Source organism: Rhodocyclus tenuis (assembly GCF_014197755.1).
GTDB classification, from domain to species: domain Bacteria; phylum Pseudomonadota; class Gammaproteobacteria; order Burkholderiales; family Rhodocyclaceae; genus Rhodocyclus; species Rhodocyclus tenuis.
Genome location: NZ_JACIGE010000011.1, coordinates 156,988 through 173,613, shown reverse-complemented (window position 1 = coordinate 173,613; position 16,626 = coordinate 156,988). Strand labels below are relative to the sequence as shown.

At 69.2% G+C, this 16,626-nt stretch carries 15 protein-coding genes; 1 reads left to right on the top strand and 14 read right to left on the bottom strand.

All coding sequences use genetic code 11. The features are described 5' to 3' along the window. Nucleotides 1–261: 261 nt before the first annotated feature. From cobM to GGD90_RS14560, 4 genes are read right to left on the bottom strand one after another with little or no spacing between them, the layout of a single operon-like run. Nucleotides 262–1,035: a precorrin-4 C(11)-methyltransferase gene (gene cobM / locus GGD90_RS14575; protein ID WP_153116312.1), complete on the bottom strand. Its 774-nt coding sequence runs from the start codon at nucleotides 1,033–1,035 to the stop codon at nucleotides 262–264. Beyond that, nucleotides 1,032–1,793, bottom strand: coding sequence for a precorrin-6y C5,15-methyltransferase (decarboxylating) subunit CbiE (gene cbiE, locus GGD90_RS14570; RefSeq protein ID WP_153116313.1), 762 nt, complete (start codon nucleotides 1,791–1,793; stop codon nucleotides 1,032–1,034). Before cbiE ends, cobM begins: the two co-directional genes overlap by 4 nt. Further along, nucleotides 1,790–3,475, bottom strand: a complete 1,686-nt coding sequence (locus GGD90_RS14565) for a cobyric acid synthase (protein ID WP_153116314.1) — start codon at nucleotides 3,473–3,475, stop codon at nucleotides 1,790–1,792. Before GGD90_RS14565 ends, cbiE begins: the two co-directional genes overlap by 4 nt. Before the next feature lie 4 nt (nucleotides 3,476–3,479). After that, nucleotides 3,480–5,102, bottom strand: coding sequence for a cobyric acid synthase (locus tag GGD90_RS14560; protein ID WP_322741712.1), 1,623 nt, complete (start codon nucleotides 5,100–5,102; stop codon nucleotides 3,480–3,482). A 301-nt stretch (nucleotides 5,103–5,403) separates the two neighbouring features. On the opposite strand from GGD90_RS14560, the gene bchE reads away from it, so the two are divergent. Next, complete coding sequence (gene bchE, locus GGD90_RS14555) at nucleotides 5,404–7,134, top strand: magnesium-protoporphyrin IX monomethyl ester anaerobic oxidative cyclase (protein ID WP_153116315.1); 1,731 nt, start codon at nucleotides 5,404–5,406, stop codon at nucleotides 7,132–7,134. Nucleotides 7,135–7,225: 91 nt separating this feature from the next. On the opposite strand, the gene hypE is transcribed toward bchE, so the two are convergent. The 10 genes from hypE to GGD90_RS14505 form a co-directional block, all read right to left on the bottom strand. Continuing rightward, complete coding sequence (gene hypE, locus GGD90_RS14550; RefSeq protein WP_153116316.1) at nucleotides 7,226–8,275, bottom strand: hydrogenase expression/formation protein HypE; 1,050 nt, start codon at nucleotides 8,273–8,275, stop codon at nucleotides 7,226–7,228. Next, nucleotides 8,272–9,417 (bottom strand): hydrogenase formation protein HypD, encoded by a 1,146-nt coding sequence (gene hypD / locus GGD90_RS14545; protein ID WP_153116317.1) that lies wholly within the window; start codon nucleotides 9,415–9,417, stop codon nucleotides 8,272–8,274. The genes hypE and hypD overlap by 4 nt, the downstream gene beginning before the upstream one ends. Before the next feature lie 28 nt (nucleotides 9,418–9,445). Beyond that, a complete protein-coding gene (locus tag GGD90_RS14540; RefSeq protein WP_153116318.1) occupies nucleotides 9,446–9,685 on the bottom strand; it encodes a HypC/HybG/HupF family hydrogenase formation chaperone in 240 nt (79 codons plus the stop codon). A gap of 2 nt (nucleotides 9,686–9,687) precedes the next feature. Continuing rightward, the gene (locus GGD90_RS18100) at nucleotides 9,688–12,171 is read right to left on the bottom strand and encodes a carbamoyltransferase HypF (protein WP_153116319.1); all 2,484 of its coding nucleotides are present in this window, start codon (nucleotides 12,169–12,171) and stop codon (nucleotides 9,688–9,690) included. 71 nt (nucleotides 12,172–12,242) lie between these two features. Further along, entirely contained in the window at nucleotides 12,243–13,379 is a 1,137-nt protein-coding gene (gene hypB, locus GGD90_RS14530; RefSeq protein ID WP_153116320.1) for a hydrogenase nickel incorporation protein HypB, read from the bottom strand. Nucleotides 13,380–13,431: 52 nt separating this feature from the next. Next, a complete protein-coding gene (gene hypA / locus GGD90_RS14525; protein ID WP_153116321.1) occupies nucleotides 13,432–13,773 on the bottom strand; it encodes a hydrogenase maturation nickel metallochaperone HypA in 342 nt (113 codons plus the stop codon). After that, entirely contained in the window at nucleotides 13,766–14,935 is a 1,170-nt protein-coding gene (locus tag GGD90_RS14520) for a nickel-dependent hydrogenase large subunit (RefSeq protein ID WP_153116322.1), read from the bottom strand. The genes hypA and GGD90_RS14520 overlap by 8 nt, the downstream gene beginning before the upstream one ends. Before the next feature lie 5 nt (nucleotides 14,936–14,940). Further along, the gene (gene hybE / locus GGD90_RS14515; protein ID WP_184415217.1) at nucleotides 14,941–15,501 is read right to left on the bottom strand and encodes a [NiFe]-hydrogenase assembly chaperone HybE; all 561 of its coding nucleotides are present in this window, start codon (nucleotides 15,499–15,501) and stop codon (nucleotides 14,941–14,943) included. A gap of 5 nt (nucleotides 15,502–15,506) precedes the next feature. After that, nucleotides 15,507–15,776, bottom strand: a complete 270-nt coding sequence (locus GGD90_RS17845) for a rubredoxin (protein WP_221227787.1) — start codon at nucleotides 15,774–15,776, stop codon at nucleotides 15,507–15,509. After that, entirely contained in the window at nucleotides 15,769–16,620 is an 852-nt protein-coding gene (locus tag GGD90_RS14505; protein WP_153116324.1) for a hydrogenase expression/formation protein, read from the bottom strand. Before GGD90_RS14505 ends, GGD90_RS17845 begins: the two co-directional genes overlap by 8 nt. Nucleotides 16,621–16,626: the final 6 nt, after the last annotated feature.

Below are 16,626 nucleotides of genomic sequence, written 5' to 3'. Positions count from 1 at the left end.
GCGGCGGCGGAATCCGGAGGCGGATTAGGCGGCTCCAGTCCTGCGGGCGGTACGTTCGGCTTGCAGACCGGAATCCGGGCAGCGTTGGCAGGCGCCGGCCAATCGGGGCCGGCGGCGCCTCATGGCTGCACAAATCGTTGCCGCCGGCCCCGATTGGCAGGCGCTCACTCCGTAATGGCTTCGACGCGGTGCTTGCCGCGTCAGTCGCCGAGCTGGTGAAACCTTGCCGGGCGGCGCGCACCGCCCCGCGCGAAATCCCGCTTACGACCCGGCGCGCGTGTCGCGGCCGCGGAAGCGGCGCTGGTAGTCGGCCGAGTACAGCGCGCTGTTGCGGAAATCTTCGGCCGCCAGCGCCGGACCGACGAGGATCAGCGCGCTGCGCTCGGGCGGCGCCTTCGCCACTTCGGCGGCGATGTCGTCGAGCGTGCCGCGCACGATGCGCTCTTCCGGCCAGGTCGCCCGGTACACCACCGCCACCGGGCAATCGGCGCCGTAGTGCGGCAGCAGTTCGGCGACGATGTCGTCGAGCACGTGGATCGACAGGTGCAGCGCCAGCGTCGCGCCGGTGGCGGCGAAGCTCGCCAGCTTCTCGCGCGGCGGCATCGCCGAAGCGCGGCCCGAGGTGCGCGTCAGCACCAGCGACTGCGCCACTTCCGGCAGCGTCAGTTCGCGTTTGAGCGCGGCGGCGGCGGCGGCGAAGGCCGGCACGCCGGGCGTCACCGTGTAGGGAATGCCGAGGCGGTCGAGTTCGCGCAGCTGCTCGCCCATCGCGCTCCAGATCGACAGATCGCCCGAATGCAGGCGCGCCACGTCGAGCCCGGCGGCGTGCGCGGCGGCCATTTCGGCGACGATCTCCTCGAGGCTCAGCGGTGCGGTATCGACGACGCGCGCCCCCGGCGGGCAGTAGTCGAGGATCGCCGGGTGGATCAGCGAACCGGCGTAGAGGCAGACCGGGCAAGCGGCGATGCGGTCACGGCCGCGGACGGTGATCAGGTCGGGCGCGCCGGGGCCGGCGCCGATGAAGTGGATGCTCATGCGTGGGTTTCCGTAGCGGGCAGTGCGCGCTGCGCCGGCAGTTCGAGCGCAACGAGGTTGAGGCGGTGGATATCGGAGAAAGCGGCGGCGAAGGCGGTCTGACCGGAGGCAGCGGCAAGCTCGGCAGCGCGCACGCTGCGCCGGCGTTCCTGCGGCCCGCCCAGCGCTTCGAGCACGTGCATCAGCGCGCCGCCGAAGCCTTGGGCGACGAGATGCGCGGCAAGTTCAGCCGGCGTCGTCTCGTCGGCCGAGAGCACGACCAGCCGCGCACCGGGAACGAGCTTGTCGCTGAGCCCGGCCAGCGGCCGACCGCACAGCGAAGCAAGCGTCGTTTCCTGCTGCGGCCAGCCAAGGCGCGCGCAGGCGAGCGCGAACGACGACGGCGCTGGCAAGCAGGCGAGCGGCACGTCGGGCAGCAGCCGGCGCAGCGTGCTGCCGATGCCGTAGCAGTAGGGATCACCCGAGGCGAGTACGACCACCGGCCGGCCGGCGAAGTCGCGTAGTGCGGCGACGCCGGCGGTGAGTGGCGACGGCCAGGCGCGCGCCTCGCCGCGGATGAGCGGCGCTGCCAGCGCCAGTTGCCGCTCGCCGCCGACGACCAGCACCGCGCCGCTGATCGCCGCGCGCGCCACGTCGCCGAGACCAGGAACGCCGTCCTCGCCGATGCCGACCAGCATCAGCCAGGCCGGACCTTCGGGCATCGGCGCGAAGGCGTCGAAATCGTCGCCTTCGCGGCGGGAAGCCTTATCGCCGCTCATCGCGCCAGCGCCCACAAGGCATTGAGATCGAGGTCTTCGGCCAATTGCGCGGCGAAGGCGTCGAGCGCCGCATCGACGCGCGCCTCGTAGGCGCTGGCGGGCGTCGTCCGCTCGCCCTGCCCCGCCCCCTGCTCCACCACCACCTCGCCACGCATCTGCGCCAGCCAGTACCGGCGGAAGCCGTCGGCGGCGAACAGGCCATGCACGTAGCTGCCCATCACCCGGCCGCCGGCCGAGACGGCGCCTTCGGCGCGCTCGTGACTTCCGAGGGGTGCGATACGCGTGATGAGTTCCGCGTGTTCGCCGTCTTCGCCAAGCGCGTCCACGAGGCGCAGCCACGGCCGCGCCAGCGCCGCGCCCTGCGTGCGCCCCATGTGCATCTCGTAGCCTGTGACGCGCTCGCCGCTGATCCGGTCGATGGCGTCGAGGTCGAGCAGGCGCTTGTCGCCACCGATCGTCGTCTCGAGGTCGAGCAGGCCGAGCCCTGCGCTCTCGCCGGGGTCGCCCTCGATGCCCTGCGGGTCGCGCACGACGCGGCCGAGCATCTGGAAGCCGGCGCACAGGCCGACGACGCGGCCGCCCTGGCGCACATGCGCGTACAGGTCGTGCTGCCAGCCCTGTGCGCGCACGAAGTCGAGGTCGGCACGCGTCGCCTTGGAGCCGGCGATGACGACCACGTCGGCGGCGCGCGGCACCGGCTCGCCGGGCTGCACCCAGACGACGCGGACGCCGGGCTCGGCGGCGAGCGGGTCGAGGTCGTCGGCGTTGGCGATGCGCGGCGTGCGCAGCACGGCGACGGTCAGCGGCTTCGCCTCGCCCGGCCGCAGCGGCTTCGCCGTCGCGCGTGCGGCAAGGTCGAGCGCCAGCGAATCCTCCTGCGGTAGGCGCGCGGCGCCGTCGAACCAGCGCACCAGCCCGAGCACCGGCCAGCCGGTGGCGGCACTGATCATCGCGGCGGCCGGCGCGAATACCGCCGGATCGCCACGGAATTTATTCACCAGCACACCGCCGACGCGCGCGCGCTCGGACTCGCTCCACAGCAGGCGATGGCCGAGCACCGCCGCGCTGACGCCGCCGCGCGACTCGTCGCCGACCAGTAGCACCGGCAGGTCGGCGGCTTCGGCAAGCCCCATGTTGCTGATGTCCTGCGCGCGCAGGTAGGCCTCGGCGCCACTGCCGGCGCCTTCGATCAGCACCAGATCGGCTTGCTGCGACAGGCGTTCGAGACTGTCGAGCACCGCCGGCAGCAACGCCGGCTTGAGCGTCTGGTAGGCGGCAGCCGAAGCGCGACCGAGCACGCGGCCGCGCAGCACGACCTGGCAGTCGACGTCGCTTTCGGGCTTCAACAGCACCGGGTTCATGTGCACCGAGCGCGGCGCACGGCAGGCGCGCGCCTGCAGCGCCTGCGCGCGGCCGATCTCGCCGCGCACGGGCTCGGCTCTGATGCCCGGAGCGGGAGTCGAACCCGCCTCGGGCACATCGGCATCGACCGTCACCGCCGCGTTGTTGCTCATGTTCTGCGCCTTGAACGGACGCACGATCAGGCCGCGATTGGCGAAAGCGCGGCACAGGCCGGCGACGAGCAGGCTCTTGCCGACGTCGGACGAGGTGCCCTGGATCATCAGCCGGCGCGCGCGCCGTGGCGCGGCGGGCGCCGGCGTGAACGGAACGACGTCGTGCATGCGCCTAACGCGCCAGCGCCAGCAGCGCGTCGAGGTCGAGATTGGCCTCGACGTGGTCGGCAAGCGCTTCCAGCGTTGCTTCGACCTGCGCCTCGAAATCGAGCGCGGAAATCTGCGCGCCGAGTTGCGCCAACCAGTGACGACGGAAACCGTCGGCGGCGAACAGGCCATGCACGTAAGCACCCATCACCCGCCCGTCGGCCGAGACGGCGCCTTCGGGCGTCTCGCGACCTTCGCCGTCCACGAGGCGCAACCACGGCCGTTCGAGCCCCGGCCCCTGCGTGCGCCCCATGTGCATCTCGTAGCCGGTGACGCGCTCGCCGCTGACGCGGTCGATGCGGTCGATGTCGATCAGGCGCTTGTCGTCGCCGATCGTCGTCTCGATGTCGAGCAGGCCGAGCCCCGCCGTTTCACCGGGATCGCCCTCGATGCCGAGCGGATCGCGCACGACACGGCCGAGCATCTGGAAGCCGGCGCACAGGCCGACGACGCGGCCGCCGCGGCGCACATGCGCGCGGATGTCGATATCCCAGCCCTCGCGGCGCAAGAGCGCAAGGTCGGCGCGCGTCGTCTTCGACCCGGGCAGCAGCACGACGTCGGCGTCGGCCGGAATCGGCTGGCCCGAGCGGACCCAGCGCACCGCCACACCGGGCTCGGCGGCCAATGGGTCGAGGTCGTCGAAATTGGCGACGCGCGACAGCTGCGGAACGACGACGGTGAGCCCGCGCCCTTCGCCAACGGCCGGCTTTTCCAGCGCCAACGCATCCTCGGCCGGCAGGCGGCCGGCGGCGTCGAACCAGCGCACGACGCCGAGCAGCGGCCAGCCGGTCTGCTCGCTGATCACACGGCAGCCGGGTTCGTAGAGCGAGAAGTCACCACGGAACTTGTTCACGATGTAGCCGACGATGCGCGCGCGCTCTTCTTCAGTATGCAGCACGTGCGTGCCGACCACCGCCGCGATGGCGCCGCCACGGTCGTTGTCGGTGAGTACCACCACCGGCAGGTCGGCGAGCTCGGCGAGCTTCATATTGGTGATGTCGCAGTGGCGCAGATAGACCTCGGTGCCGCTGCCGGCGCCTTCGACGATCACCAGATCGGCCTCGGCGGCGGTGCGGCGCAGGCTGTCGAGCACCGCCGGCAGCAGTGTCGGCTTCAGTTCGTGGTAATGCCGCGCCGGCCAGTTGCCGAGCGCGCGTCCGCGCAGCACCACCTGCGAGCCGACGTAGGCCTGCGGTTTCAACAGCACCGGATTCATGTGGATCGACGGCGGCAGCTTGCAGGCGCGCGCCTGCAGAGCCTGTGCGCGGCCGATCTCGCCGCGGCGGATTTCGCCGTCGGGGCCCGGTGGCAGGTCGGAATCGACGCTCACCGCGGCGTTGTTGCTCATGTTCTGCGCCTTGAACGGACGCACGGCGATGCCGCGGCGCGTGTAGGCGCGGCACAGGCCGGCGACGAGCAGGCTTTTGCCCACGTCCGAACTCGTTCCCTGGATCATCAGGCAGCGCGCACGCTTCGGCACTGCCGCATCAAGCAGCGGCACCTCGATCTGCGGCAGCGGCGGACACGGCGTGGCTGGCGTCGCGGGAGCAAGCGGAGCGGGTTCAGGGGCAGGAAGCGATGCAGTCACTGGATGCGATTCTTTCACGAGGCCGCTGCGAGGGCGGGAAGCGGCGCAAGTATCCCGACTGCGGCTGAGCCGGTCAACGCAGCATGGCATCACAGCAGGGCCACCGCCATGAGGCATGAATACAACACCGGGACAATCGCCACGCCGCCCCTGCCGGCACCCCGCAAAGGCCGGCAGCATGCCGATTTCCGGCAAAAACCCCTGGCTCTTCAGGGTTGACGGCAGGCGCCGCGCCGCGCAAAATCCGCGCTCGTTTTCCCTGCCATTATTGCGCCGGGAAATCTTAGCTCTGGAGCATTCAATGCGCATTCTTTTCGTCCATCCCAATTACATTTGCGGTGGCGCCGAAATCGCCGGCAAATGGTCGCCCGCCTGGGTGGCTTACCTGGCCGGTTATCTCAAGGCCGGCGGCTACACCGACTACAGTTTCGTCGACGCCATGACCGACGACATCTCGGATGACGAACTGCGCCAGATTTTCAAGCGCGAGCAGCCCGATGTGATCGCCACCACGGCCAACACGCCGGCGATCTACACCGCCGAACGTCTGCTCAAGATCGCCAAGGAAGAGTGTCCGAACGCAGTCACCCTGCTCGGCGGCATCCACGCGACCTTCATGTTCCAGCAGATCCTCGCCGAAGCGCCGTGGATCGACGCCATCGTCCGCGGTGAAGGCGAAGCGGTGACGCTCAACCTCGTCCGTGCCATCGACCAGGGCCGCTGGCCGGCCGAACGCGCCGAGATCAAGGGCATCGCCTACATGGAAGGCGAGCAGATCGTCGCCACGCCGGCCGAACCGACCATCCGCGACGTCGACTCGATCGTCGCCGACTGGGGCGTGCTCGACTGGAAGAAGTACATGTACATCCCGATGGGTGTTCCCGTCGCGACGCCGAATCTGGCGCGCGGCTGCCCCTTCACCTGCTCGTTCTGCTCGCAGTGGAAGTTCTGGCGCGATTACCGCGTCCGCGATCCGAAGAAGGTTGTCGATGAAATCGAAGTTCTCGTGCGCGAGCACGGCGTCGGCTTCTTCATCCTCGCCGACGAGGAACCGACGATCAACCGCAAGAAGTTCGTCGAATTCTGCGAAGAACTGATCCAGCGCAATCTGCCGGTCTACTGGGGTATCAACACCCGTGTCACCGACGTGCTGCGCGACGAGGAACTGCTGCCCTTCTACCGCAAGGCCGGCCTGATCCACATCTCGCTCGGTACCGAAGCCGCGGCGCAGCTCAAGCTCGACCTGTTCAACAAGGAAACGACGGTCGCGCAGAACAAGAAGGCGATCGACCTGCTGCGCGCCAACGGCATCGTCACCGAAGCCCAGTTCATCGTCGGCCTCGAGAACGAGACCAAGGAAACGATCGAAGAAACCTACCGGATGTGCATGGACTGGAATCCGGACATGGCCAACTGGTCGATGTTCACGCCGTGGCCGTTCTCCGATCTCTTCTACCAGCTCGGCGACAAGGTCGAAATCTTCGACTTCTCGAAGTACAACTTCGTGACGCCGATCATGAAGCCGAACGAGATGGAGCGCGGCGAGCTACTCGACGCGGTGATGAACAACTACCGCCGCTTCTACATGAAGAAGTCCTTCCTCGGCTACCCGTGGGTGCGCGACCCGATCCGTCGCAAGTACCTGATGGGCTGCCTCAAGGCCTTCCTGAAGAGCGCCTTCGAACGCAAGTTCTACAGCCTCGGCAAGGCTGGCTACTGGGGTCCGCAGTCGAAGAAGACCGTCAACTTCGGCTTCGACGAATCGCGCAAGCTGGTCAAGAACGAGCCGCAGATCGAAGCGCAGGTGATCCAGTGGAAGACGGCGCCCCCGCGCAAGCGTTCGGCAGCCACTGCCGATGCGATCAAGGCCGCCGAAACGGCAGCAGCAACGCCGATGGCCGGCTTCAAGGCCTGCGGTGGCGGCGATCAGCAGATGGAAGAAAACGCCGTTCCGGCCGCCGTCATGGCCTGCGGCGGCGGTACCGAGCAACTGCCGGATGCCGGCTCGGCCATGCCGCGAATGAAGATCTGACGCGGCACATCGCCTAGGTCTGAAAAAAGCCCCGCCCGGGAAACCGGCGGGGCTTTTTCTTTGTGGCGTCCGTCCGCGCCGGTGTGCTGGCTCAGCAGATGCGCGGCAGCTGTTCGCCGTTCAGCCAGTCGACGATACGCCGGCCGCCGAAGGCGGTTTCCATCTGCACGAAGTGCTGCGCATCGTCGATCACCGTGCCGATGCGCGCCGCGTCGCGGCCGAGCGGATGCGCGCGCATCGCCGCCAGCACGGCGTCGGCCGACGCGGCGGCGCAGATACAGATCAGCTTGCCTTCGTTGGCGACGTAGAGCGGATCGAGGCCGAGCAGTTCGCAGGCAGCGCTGACCGCTTCGCGCAGCGGCAGGCGTGCTTCCTCGATCAGCATGCCCACGCCCGACTGGCGCGCGATTTCGTTCAGTGTCGTCGCCAGTCCGCCGCGCGTCGGATCGCGCAGCACGTGTAGATCAGGTTCGACGGCGAGCAGCGCGGCGACCAGCCCGTGCAGCGCGGCGGTGTCAGACTCGACGACGGTGGCGAAACCGAGGTTCTCGCGCAGCGACATGATCGCCACGCCATGGTCGCCGAGCGTGCCGCTGACGAGGATGGCGTCGCCGGGCCGGGCGCGGTCGCCGGAAACGCGCACGCCGTCGGCGACGCTACCGACGCCGGTGGTGGTGATGAAGACACCGTCACCGTGGCCGCGCTCGACCACCTTGGTGTCGCCGGTGACCACCGGCACGCCGGCGTCGCGCGCGGCGCTCGCCATCGAGGCGACGATGCGCGCCAGATCGGCGAGCGGAAAGCCCTCTTCGAGAATGAAGCTCGCCGCGAGGTAGAGCGGCGTCGCGCCGAGCATGGCGACGTCGTTGATCGTGCCATGCACCGCCAGGCAACCGATGTCGCCGCCGGGGAAAAAAAGCGGCGAGACAACGTGCGCGTCGGTCGCCATCACCAGCCGACCGGGCGCCGTCGGCAGCAAGGCGCCGTCGTTGCCCTGGCGCAGCCATTCGTTGTCGAAGCTGGTGGCGAACAGTTCGTCGATCAGCTGCGCCATGGCGCGGCCGCCGCTGCCGTGCGTCATGTCGACGCGGCCGTTCTTCAGGTCGAGCGGCCTGACGTAGGCTTTCCTGACTGTGCTCATGCGCTCTCCTGCGCAGCGAAATCGCGGTAACGGCCATAGCTGTAGTGCGCGGCGCAGGCGCCTTCCGACGAGACCATGCACGAGCCGAGCGGATTCTCCGGCGTGCAGGCGGTGCCGAAGACCTTGCAGTCGCGCGGTTGCTTCAGGCCGCGCAGGATCGCCCCGCATTCGCAGGCGCGGTTATCGGCGACCGGGCGATAGAGCAGACCAAAGCGCTGCTCGGCGTCGAAGGCGGCGTAGCGCTCGCGGATGCGCAGCGCCGAAGCGGGCAGTTCGCCAAGACCGCGCCATTCGAAGCGCGAACGCAACTCGAACACTTCGGCGACGATGCGCTGCGCCTTGAGGTTGCCGCTGCGCGTGACGGCGCGCGTGTACTGGTTCTCGACCTCGGCGCGGCCCGCGTTGAGCTGCTGCACCAGCATCAGGATCGCTTGCATCACGTCGAGCGGTTCGAAGCCGGCAATCACCACCGGCTTGCGGTAGCGCGCGACGAACGGCTCGTAAGCCTGGCTGCCGATCACCGTGCTGACGTGCGCCGGGCCGATGAAGGCATCGAGTTCGACTGCGGGCAAGGCCGCGCCGGGCGCGCTGGCGGCGAGCAGATGGGCAATCGCCGGCGGCGTCAGCACGTGGTTGCAGAAGACCGTGAAGTTTTGCAGCGCCAGCCGGCTCGCCTGCTCGATGACCACCGCCGTCGGCGGCGTCGTCGTCTCGAAGCCGATGGCAAAGAACACCACCTGCCGCTGCGGGTTATCCAGCGCGGTCTTCAGCGCGTCGGCGGCCGAATGCACCATGCGCACGTCGGCGCCGCGCGCCTTCGCCTTCTGCAGCGACATCTGCGCCGACGCCGGCACGCGCAGGCAGTCGCCGTAGGCGCACAGGATCACCCCATGCTGCAAGGCCAGTTCGATGGCGCTGTCGACGCGGCCGATCGGCAGCACGCAGACTGGACAGCCGGGGCCATGGATCAGGCGCAGATTCGCCGGTAACAGGTCGGCGATGCCGTAGCGCGAGATGGCGTGCGTATGGCCGCCGCAGAACTCCATGATGCGGTAGCTGCGTTCGGACTGCGCGGCACGTGCGATCGCCGCGCCGAGCGCGCGCGCGGTCGGGCCGTCGCGAAACTCATCGATGTATTTCATGGCTGCCGGGTATTGGAACGGCCACGCATCAGCCGGCAAGCGCTGCCGGCTCGCCGGCGGCCATGCTGGCGAGCAGCTGCAGCGTCTTTTCCGCCTCGTCGCGGTCGAGCTTGCCGATCGCGTAGCCGGTGTGCGCGACGACGTAATCGCCGACCTTGACGTCGTCGACCAGCGCCAGCGAAATCTCCTTGCGGATGCCGCCGACGTCGAACAGCGCGAGATCGTCGCCGAGCAGCTCGACGATGCGCACGGGAATGGCCAGACACATGATCAGATTTCTCCGGCAAGCAAACGATGGCGCGCGACCCACGCCTGACCGAGGCTGAGGCCACCGTCGTTCGGCGGCACCTGTTGCGCCTCGAAGACGGCAAAGCCGCGCTGTTCAAGCTGCGCGCGCAGGCGCGACAACAGAAAACGGTTGAGGCAGCAGCCGCCGCCGAGCGCGACGCGGCGCAGGCCGCTCTGCGCAGCAGCGAACTCGATCCAGTCGGCCAGCGCAGCCGCCAGCGTGACATGAAAGAGCGCCGCGGCAAAGCCGGGGCGCGGCTCGTCCGCCAGCTGCGCCAGCAGCGGCAGCAGGTCGAGCACGCCGTCGCTGCCGATGCGGTAGCCGTCGGCCAACACCGGCACCGCACCGTGCGCCTCGGCGAGTCCTTCGTAGAGCATCGCCGCCTGTCCCTCGAACGAGGCGACGCTGCTGACGCCAGCGAGACCGGCGGCGGCGTCGAAGAGGCGGCCGCAACTGCTGCTCAGCGGCGCGTGCCGGCCATCGTCAAGCAACTGGCCGAGCAAGGCTGCGGCCGGCCGGTCGAAGCGGCCGGCGATCTCGTCGCCGCGGCCGAGCGCGTGCAGCGCCGCAGCCGCCATGCGCCAAGGTTCGCGCGCCGCGCGGTCGCCGCCGGGCAAGGGCAAGGGGCGCAAATGGCCGAGACGCGCAAAATTGCGCGCCGAAACGCGCAGCAGTTCGCCGCCCCACTGGCCGCCCGCTTCGTCCCCCTCGCTGCCCAGGCCGACGCCGTCGAGCGCCAGCCCCAGCACTTCGCCTGACAGCCGGTGTTCCGCCATCACCGCGGCGATGTGCGCGTGATGGTGCTGCACGGCGCAGCAAGGCAGACCGCGCTGCGCAGCAAAGCCGGCGGCGAAGCGCGAGCTGTAAAAGTCCGGGTGCAGGTCGTGCGCGACGACGGCTGGCTCGATGCGCAGCAGGTCGAGCAGATGCATCGCGGCAGCGTCGAGCGCGACGCAGCTGGCAGCGTTGTCGAGGTCGCCGATGTGCGGCGACATGAAGGCCTGTTCGCCGCGCAGCAGACACAGGCTGTTCTTCAGATAGGCGCCGCAGGCGAGCACCGCCGTGCCGCCGCCGGCGAGCGCGATAGCCTGCGGCGTGTAGCCGCGTGCGCGGCGGATGAACTGGAACGGCGGGTCGCCGGCAGTCGCTGAGGACGGTGCTGCGCCGGGCGCCGGGGAAGGCACCTGAGCAGACGCCAGAACGGACATCTCAGCGGGCACCGGAGTTGGCACAGGAGCAGGCAGCGGAATGGCAGACGGCACGGGCGATGGCGATTCCGCGATCAGGCGCAACACCGAATCATCGCAGCGCGCGACGATGTCGCGGTCGTGCAGTACGAAGACGTCGGCGATGCCGCGCAGGCGCGTCAGCGCCTCGTCGTTGCCGGTCACCAGCGGCTCGCCGCCGGGGTTGGCGCTGGTCATCAGCAGCACCAGCGGCTGCGCGGTCGCCAGCCAATCGCTGCCGGCAGGTCGCCCGGCAGCCTCGTGAAAGAGCAGGTAGTGCAACGGCGTCGACGGCAGCATGGCGCCGAGCCAGGCGAGTCCGGGCGCCACGCCGGGCAGCGCGGCATCGCAGTCGGCGCTCTTGCGCAGCAGGACCACCGGGCGCTCGGGTGATTCGAGCAGGCGATGTGCCGCCGCGTCGGCGGCAGCGAATCCGGCAAGCGAGGCCGTGCCGGCAAACATCACCGCGAACGGTTTTTCCTCGCGCTGCTTGCGCAGGCGCAGGCGCGCCACGGCGGCGGCGTTGCGCGCGTCGCAAGCCAGATGGAAGCCGCCGGCACCCTTGATGGCGACAATCTCGCCGCGCAGCAAACGCGCCAGAGCGTCGGCGACGACGTCGACACCCGCCAGCAGGCGACCGTCACTGTCATGCAGGGCCAGCTGCGGACCACAGTGCGCGCAGGCATTCGGCTCGGCGTGGAAGCGTCGGTTCGCCGGCGCCGTGTATTCGCCGAGGCATTCCGGGCATTGCGCAAAAGCCGCCATGCTCGTCTGCGGCCGGTCGTAGGGCAGGCCCCTGAGGATGCTGTAGCGCGGGCCGCACTGCGTGCAGTTGATGAAAGCGTAGCGGTAGCGACGGTTGCCGGACGCGAAGAGTTCTTCCAGACAGTCGGCGCAGATGCCGGCGTCGGGCGCCACTTCGGTGCGCAGGGCGCCACCGCCGCTGGCGACGATGCGGAAATCGCGGTAGCCGCCCTCATCCGCCTGCGCCAGCACCTCGACGGCGGCGATACGCGCCAGCGGCGGCGCTTCCGCCGGCAGACGCTCGATGAAGCGGGCGATCGCCGGGCCGGCGCCGTCGATCGCGATGTCGACGCCTTCGCCGTCGTTGCGCACCCAGCCGGCCAGACCGAGTTCGCCGGCCAGCCGGAAAACGTAGGGACGGAAACCGACGCCCTGCACCTGACCGCGCACACGCAGCCGGAGCGCACTGGCCTTGCCGACAGCCCGCTCAGACACGGCAGGAAGCTTGAGCGCGACGGCACTCGCCCGGTCGCCGATGACTTTTCGACATGCGCTTGGTACGCGGCTTATCGGGCAGCCAACTGCGCCTCAAGCTCGGCGATGCGCTGCTGCAGCCGTTGCACGAGGCCGCCGCGCGCCGCCTGCGCGGCGCCGACGCCACGCTCGAGCCAGCTGAACCAGGCCTCGAGGCCTTCACCCGAGACCGCCGAAACGGGCAGTACCTCGATATGCGGATTGACGCGGCGGGCGTTGGCGAGACAGGCCTCGAAGTCGAAGTTCAGATACGGCAACAGATCGATCTTGTTCACCAGCATCAAGCGCGCGGCGCGGAACATCGCCGGGTATTTGAGCGGTTTGTCCTCGCCCTCGGTGACCGAGAGGACGACCACCTTGTGCGCCTCGCCGAGATCGAAATCGGCCGGGCAGACGAGATTGCCGACGTTTTCGATCAGCAGCAGGCTGTCGTCGGCGAGCGGCAGGCGGTCGCAGGCGCGGCCGACCATCTGCGCGTCGAGGTGACAGCCCTTGCCGGTGTTGATCTGGATGGCGGCAACGCCGGTGGCGCGGATGCGCTGCGCGTCGAGGCTGGTCTGCTGGTCGCCTTCGACGACGGCCAGCGCCAGACGCGTCTTCAGCGTTTCGATGGTGCGCACCAGCAGCGTCGTCTTGCCCGAGCCGGGGCTGGAAACGAGGTTGATGGCAAAGACGCCTTGCGCGGCGAAACGACGCCGGTTGGTATCGGCAAAGGCGTTGTTCTTGGCGAGGATGTCCTGCTCGACCTGCACCATCTTCGCCTGCGTCAGACCCGGTGCGTGCGCGCCGGCCGGACCGCTGCCGAAATCGAGTGAGGAGTGGCTTTCGTGACCATGCTCGTGTGCGTGGTCGTGCGCATTCTCGTCCCGAGCGCCGTGAGAATGTTCGTGCGGGTGGGCAATCCCGGCAGCGTGCGCCGCCGCATGCGCGGCTTCGTCATCGTGCGCATGCGCGTGTTCATGGCCCGCAGCCTCATCGCCGTCGGCGTGCGTATGCGCATCTGTGTGCGCATCTGTGTGCGCATCTGTGTGCGCATCTGTGTGCGTATGGGCGTGGGTATGCCAGCTGCCGTCGGCATGTCGATGCGCGTGCTCATGGGCCGCCGTACTCCCTGCAACAGCCCCTTCGATCTTCGTTTCACCCGCCGCACAACCGCAAACCGTACACATCTTCTCTCTCCCGATCATCCGCGCCAGCCACTGCAGTCATCAGCGGCACAGCCTACACGCCAAAGAATTCCTTCACCCGCATTTCGGTACCGCCGGTCGCCTGCACCTGATGCGAGCCGCAGCGCGGGCAAGCATCGTATAGTTGCGCGATCGCCACCGACTCGGCGCAGGCCATGCACCAGCCGCGGCCGGGCAGTGCGTCGATGCGCAGCGCCGCGCCTTCGAGCCGCGTGGCGCGCGTCACCGCGTCGAAACAGAAGCGCAGCGCCTCGACTTCAACGCCAGCCAGTTCGCCGATCTCGAGAACGACGCTGCCAACGCGACCGATTCCCTGGGCGACGGCGTGCTCCTCGACGATCTGCAACACGCCTTCGGCCAGCGACATTTCATGCATGGATCACCTCGATGCGACAGGCCACGCAAGGGTCGAGCGAATGCGCCAGCCACTCGGCAGCGCGCGCCGCCGCGCCGCTGCTCGCCGCCGTCAGCCCGGCCAGCCCCTGCGCGAAAGCACCGTCGGGATGGAAATTCCACTCGGTCGGCGCGACGATGCCGTAACGGCCGACGCGCTCGCCGTCGAGTTCCACCTGATGCAGCAGCACGCCGCGCGCCGTTTCGGTACTGCTGATGCCGCTCGCCGGCGCCGGCGAATACCTGGCGGCCCAGGGCGTGCCGATCTGCCCGGCAGCCAGCCGCGCCAGCCGCGCGGGGAGCAGCGCGAGTTCCACAAAGCGCGCCAGCAGGCGCGTGGCAACGGTGTTGCCCTGCCCGGCCAGCGCCTCGGCGATGAGCGGATGCGTGGCGGTGCGCGCAAGTGCCCCGGTTTCTGCCGGCGCGCCCTGCCAGGTCGGCGCGCTGGCGAAGTGCTCCTCAAGCAGTGTACCGGCGGGCAGCGCCGCGGCGGCCTGCGCCGCGCTCAGGCGCGGCAGCAATGGCGTCGAACAGCGGCCGAGCGGGTCGCCCCAGACTTTGCCGAAATGGCGCGCCGCCGGCGTCGGCGCGATGCCGACCCACGCCGCCACCGACGCCATCGACGCCATTTCCAGCCAGTCCGACGGTGCCGCGGCGAAGATGTGGCGCGCCAGCAGGCGCTCGATGCGCCCGGCGGCTTCGCCCCAGGCACGACGGGCGGACTCGTCGGCGGCTACATGCCACCAGCCCGGTGCCTGCCTGCCCTGCCCCGGCAGGTGCTGCAACTCCGCACGCAGGGCCGCTAGCCGTTCCGGCTGCGGTGCCTCGCCGGCCAATGCCGGCAGATCAAGCAGAATGCGCCAGGACAGTTCGTAGAGCGCTTCGGCAAGCAGCGCCGCCTCGCGCTGCAACTGTATTTCGCGAGGCACCTCGACCCCGCGTGCTGCCTCGATCGCCTGTGCCGCCGCAACCGTCTGCGCGCGACCACAGACGCCGAAGAGCAAGGCGATCATCGCCTCGGCCTCGGATGGCGAGCGACCAGGCAGCAAGCGTGACGGCAAGGGACGGCTCGACGCAACACCGGCACGGCGCACGGCATGGCCGTCCCATTGCAGCGTCAGCTCGATGCTGCCGGCGACACTCATGGCCGTCAGCGCCAGGCACGGCGCAGGAAGTCGCGCCGGGAAAGTGGTGCGGAAATCTCGCCGGCAGCGTGGGTGTCGACGGCCGCCAGATCGTCGAGCGTGGTCAGCGCGATGCGCGCCGCACGTGCCGTCTGCCGCGCGCTATCCTGATCGGCGAACTCGAGCACCGGCGAGAACAGCGAGCAGGTGTGCAGTTCGCCGAGGCGCGCATCGACGCTGGCGACGAAATCATAGTTGCCGGCGGCAAAAGCGACGCGGCGGATGGCGCCCTGTGTCAGCCGCGGCCAGCCCTGCTCGCTGGCCGGCAACAGCAGCAGATTCATCGCCCAGGGCGTGATCAGTACGCCCAGCCAGTGGCCCTGCCAGTCGGCAAAATCGACGGCCTCGACGCGCAGGCGCGGATTGAGGAAGGGCAGACCGGCCATGCGCTGCCGTCCGACATCGCCAAAGACGGCTTCGAGCAATGTGGAAGGATTGTCGCGATGAAGGTGCAGTGCGCCGGACACCGCCGGCGCAGCGGGCGCAATTGCCGGTGATGCGGATGGCGAGTTCCCGATGGCCGGCACGCGCCTTACTCCGTCAGCACCAGAAAGCGCTCCTGCTGCGCGCTGCAGTGCGGACAACTCCAGTGCGGCGGCAGCGCCGCAAACGGCGTTCCCGGCGGAATCTGCCAGACCTCGTCGCCCAGCTCCGGGTCGTACACCTGCCAGCAGACGCCGCATTCCATTTTCGGGCCGGCGCCGCCAAGAATGCCATGATCGGTGCCGCTGCCGATTCCGCCGCCCTCGCTGCGGGTTTCGCTGCCCGCGGCACCGAGGGTTTTCTTGCCGGGATCACTCATCGTGCAGCCAGTCGATCAGTTCGACGAGGCGTTCGGCGCTGTCGGCGATGTCTTCGGGCGTCGCCAGCGCCACCGACGGCATGTCGGTCACCTCGATGGTGTCGAGGATGCGCGTCTCCATCGAATTGAAGTACTGCACGCGCCACAGATTGCGCAGGCGGGAAGCGGTGATGCGGCAATTGCCGAAACCGCGCGAAAGCATGCGCACCGGCCCCTCGCCGAGCCAGGCATCGATCACTTGCAGGTCCGCGGGCTGCATCGGCAAAAGCGTCAGGTTGATGATGTGCGGCGGCGCGTCGTCGCTGCGCTGCGCAAGCTGGCTGGCCAGCTCGAAGAGCAGCGCCGGCGCGTTCATCAGTCCCGGCGGCAGCTCGCCGATGGCGAAATCATCAGTGCTATCGCGCGCAGCACGCGCGCGCACGGCGGCCGGAATGCCGGCAATCTCGAGCTCGTCATGTACCAGCGCCTCGTCGGCAGAGAAGCTGCGAACCCGCCACAGGCCGGTAAAAGCCGTCTCCTGGATGCGCAGGCCCGGCTCGCCGCCGCTGGCGGCGACCAGGATGCTGACGTCGCCCTCACCGAGCGCCTGATTGACGAGGGTAAGCACTTCCGCATCGACGCCCGACAGATCGAGGCGCCAGCTGTCGTCGGCAGCGGCGTGGCGGCGCATCGGTTCGAGCAACTGGCCAACCAGATCGGCCGCCGCCGCCCCTGCCTCGGCACTGGTCGGCTGCGGAATCGGCATGGCGAAGGTTTCGAGCGGCGGCAGCGGCGCGTACTGCAGATCGGTATCGGCAGCGGGAAAATCCGGCGCGGCAACAACAGGAATGGCAAAGGGTTTCATGGGCTG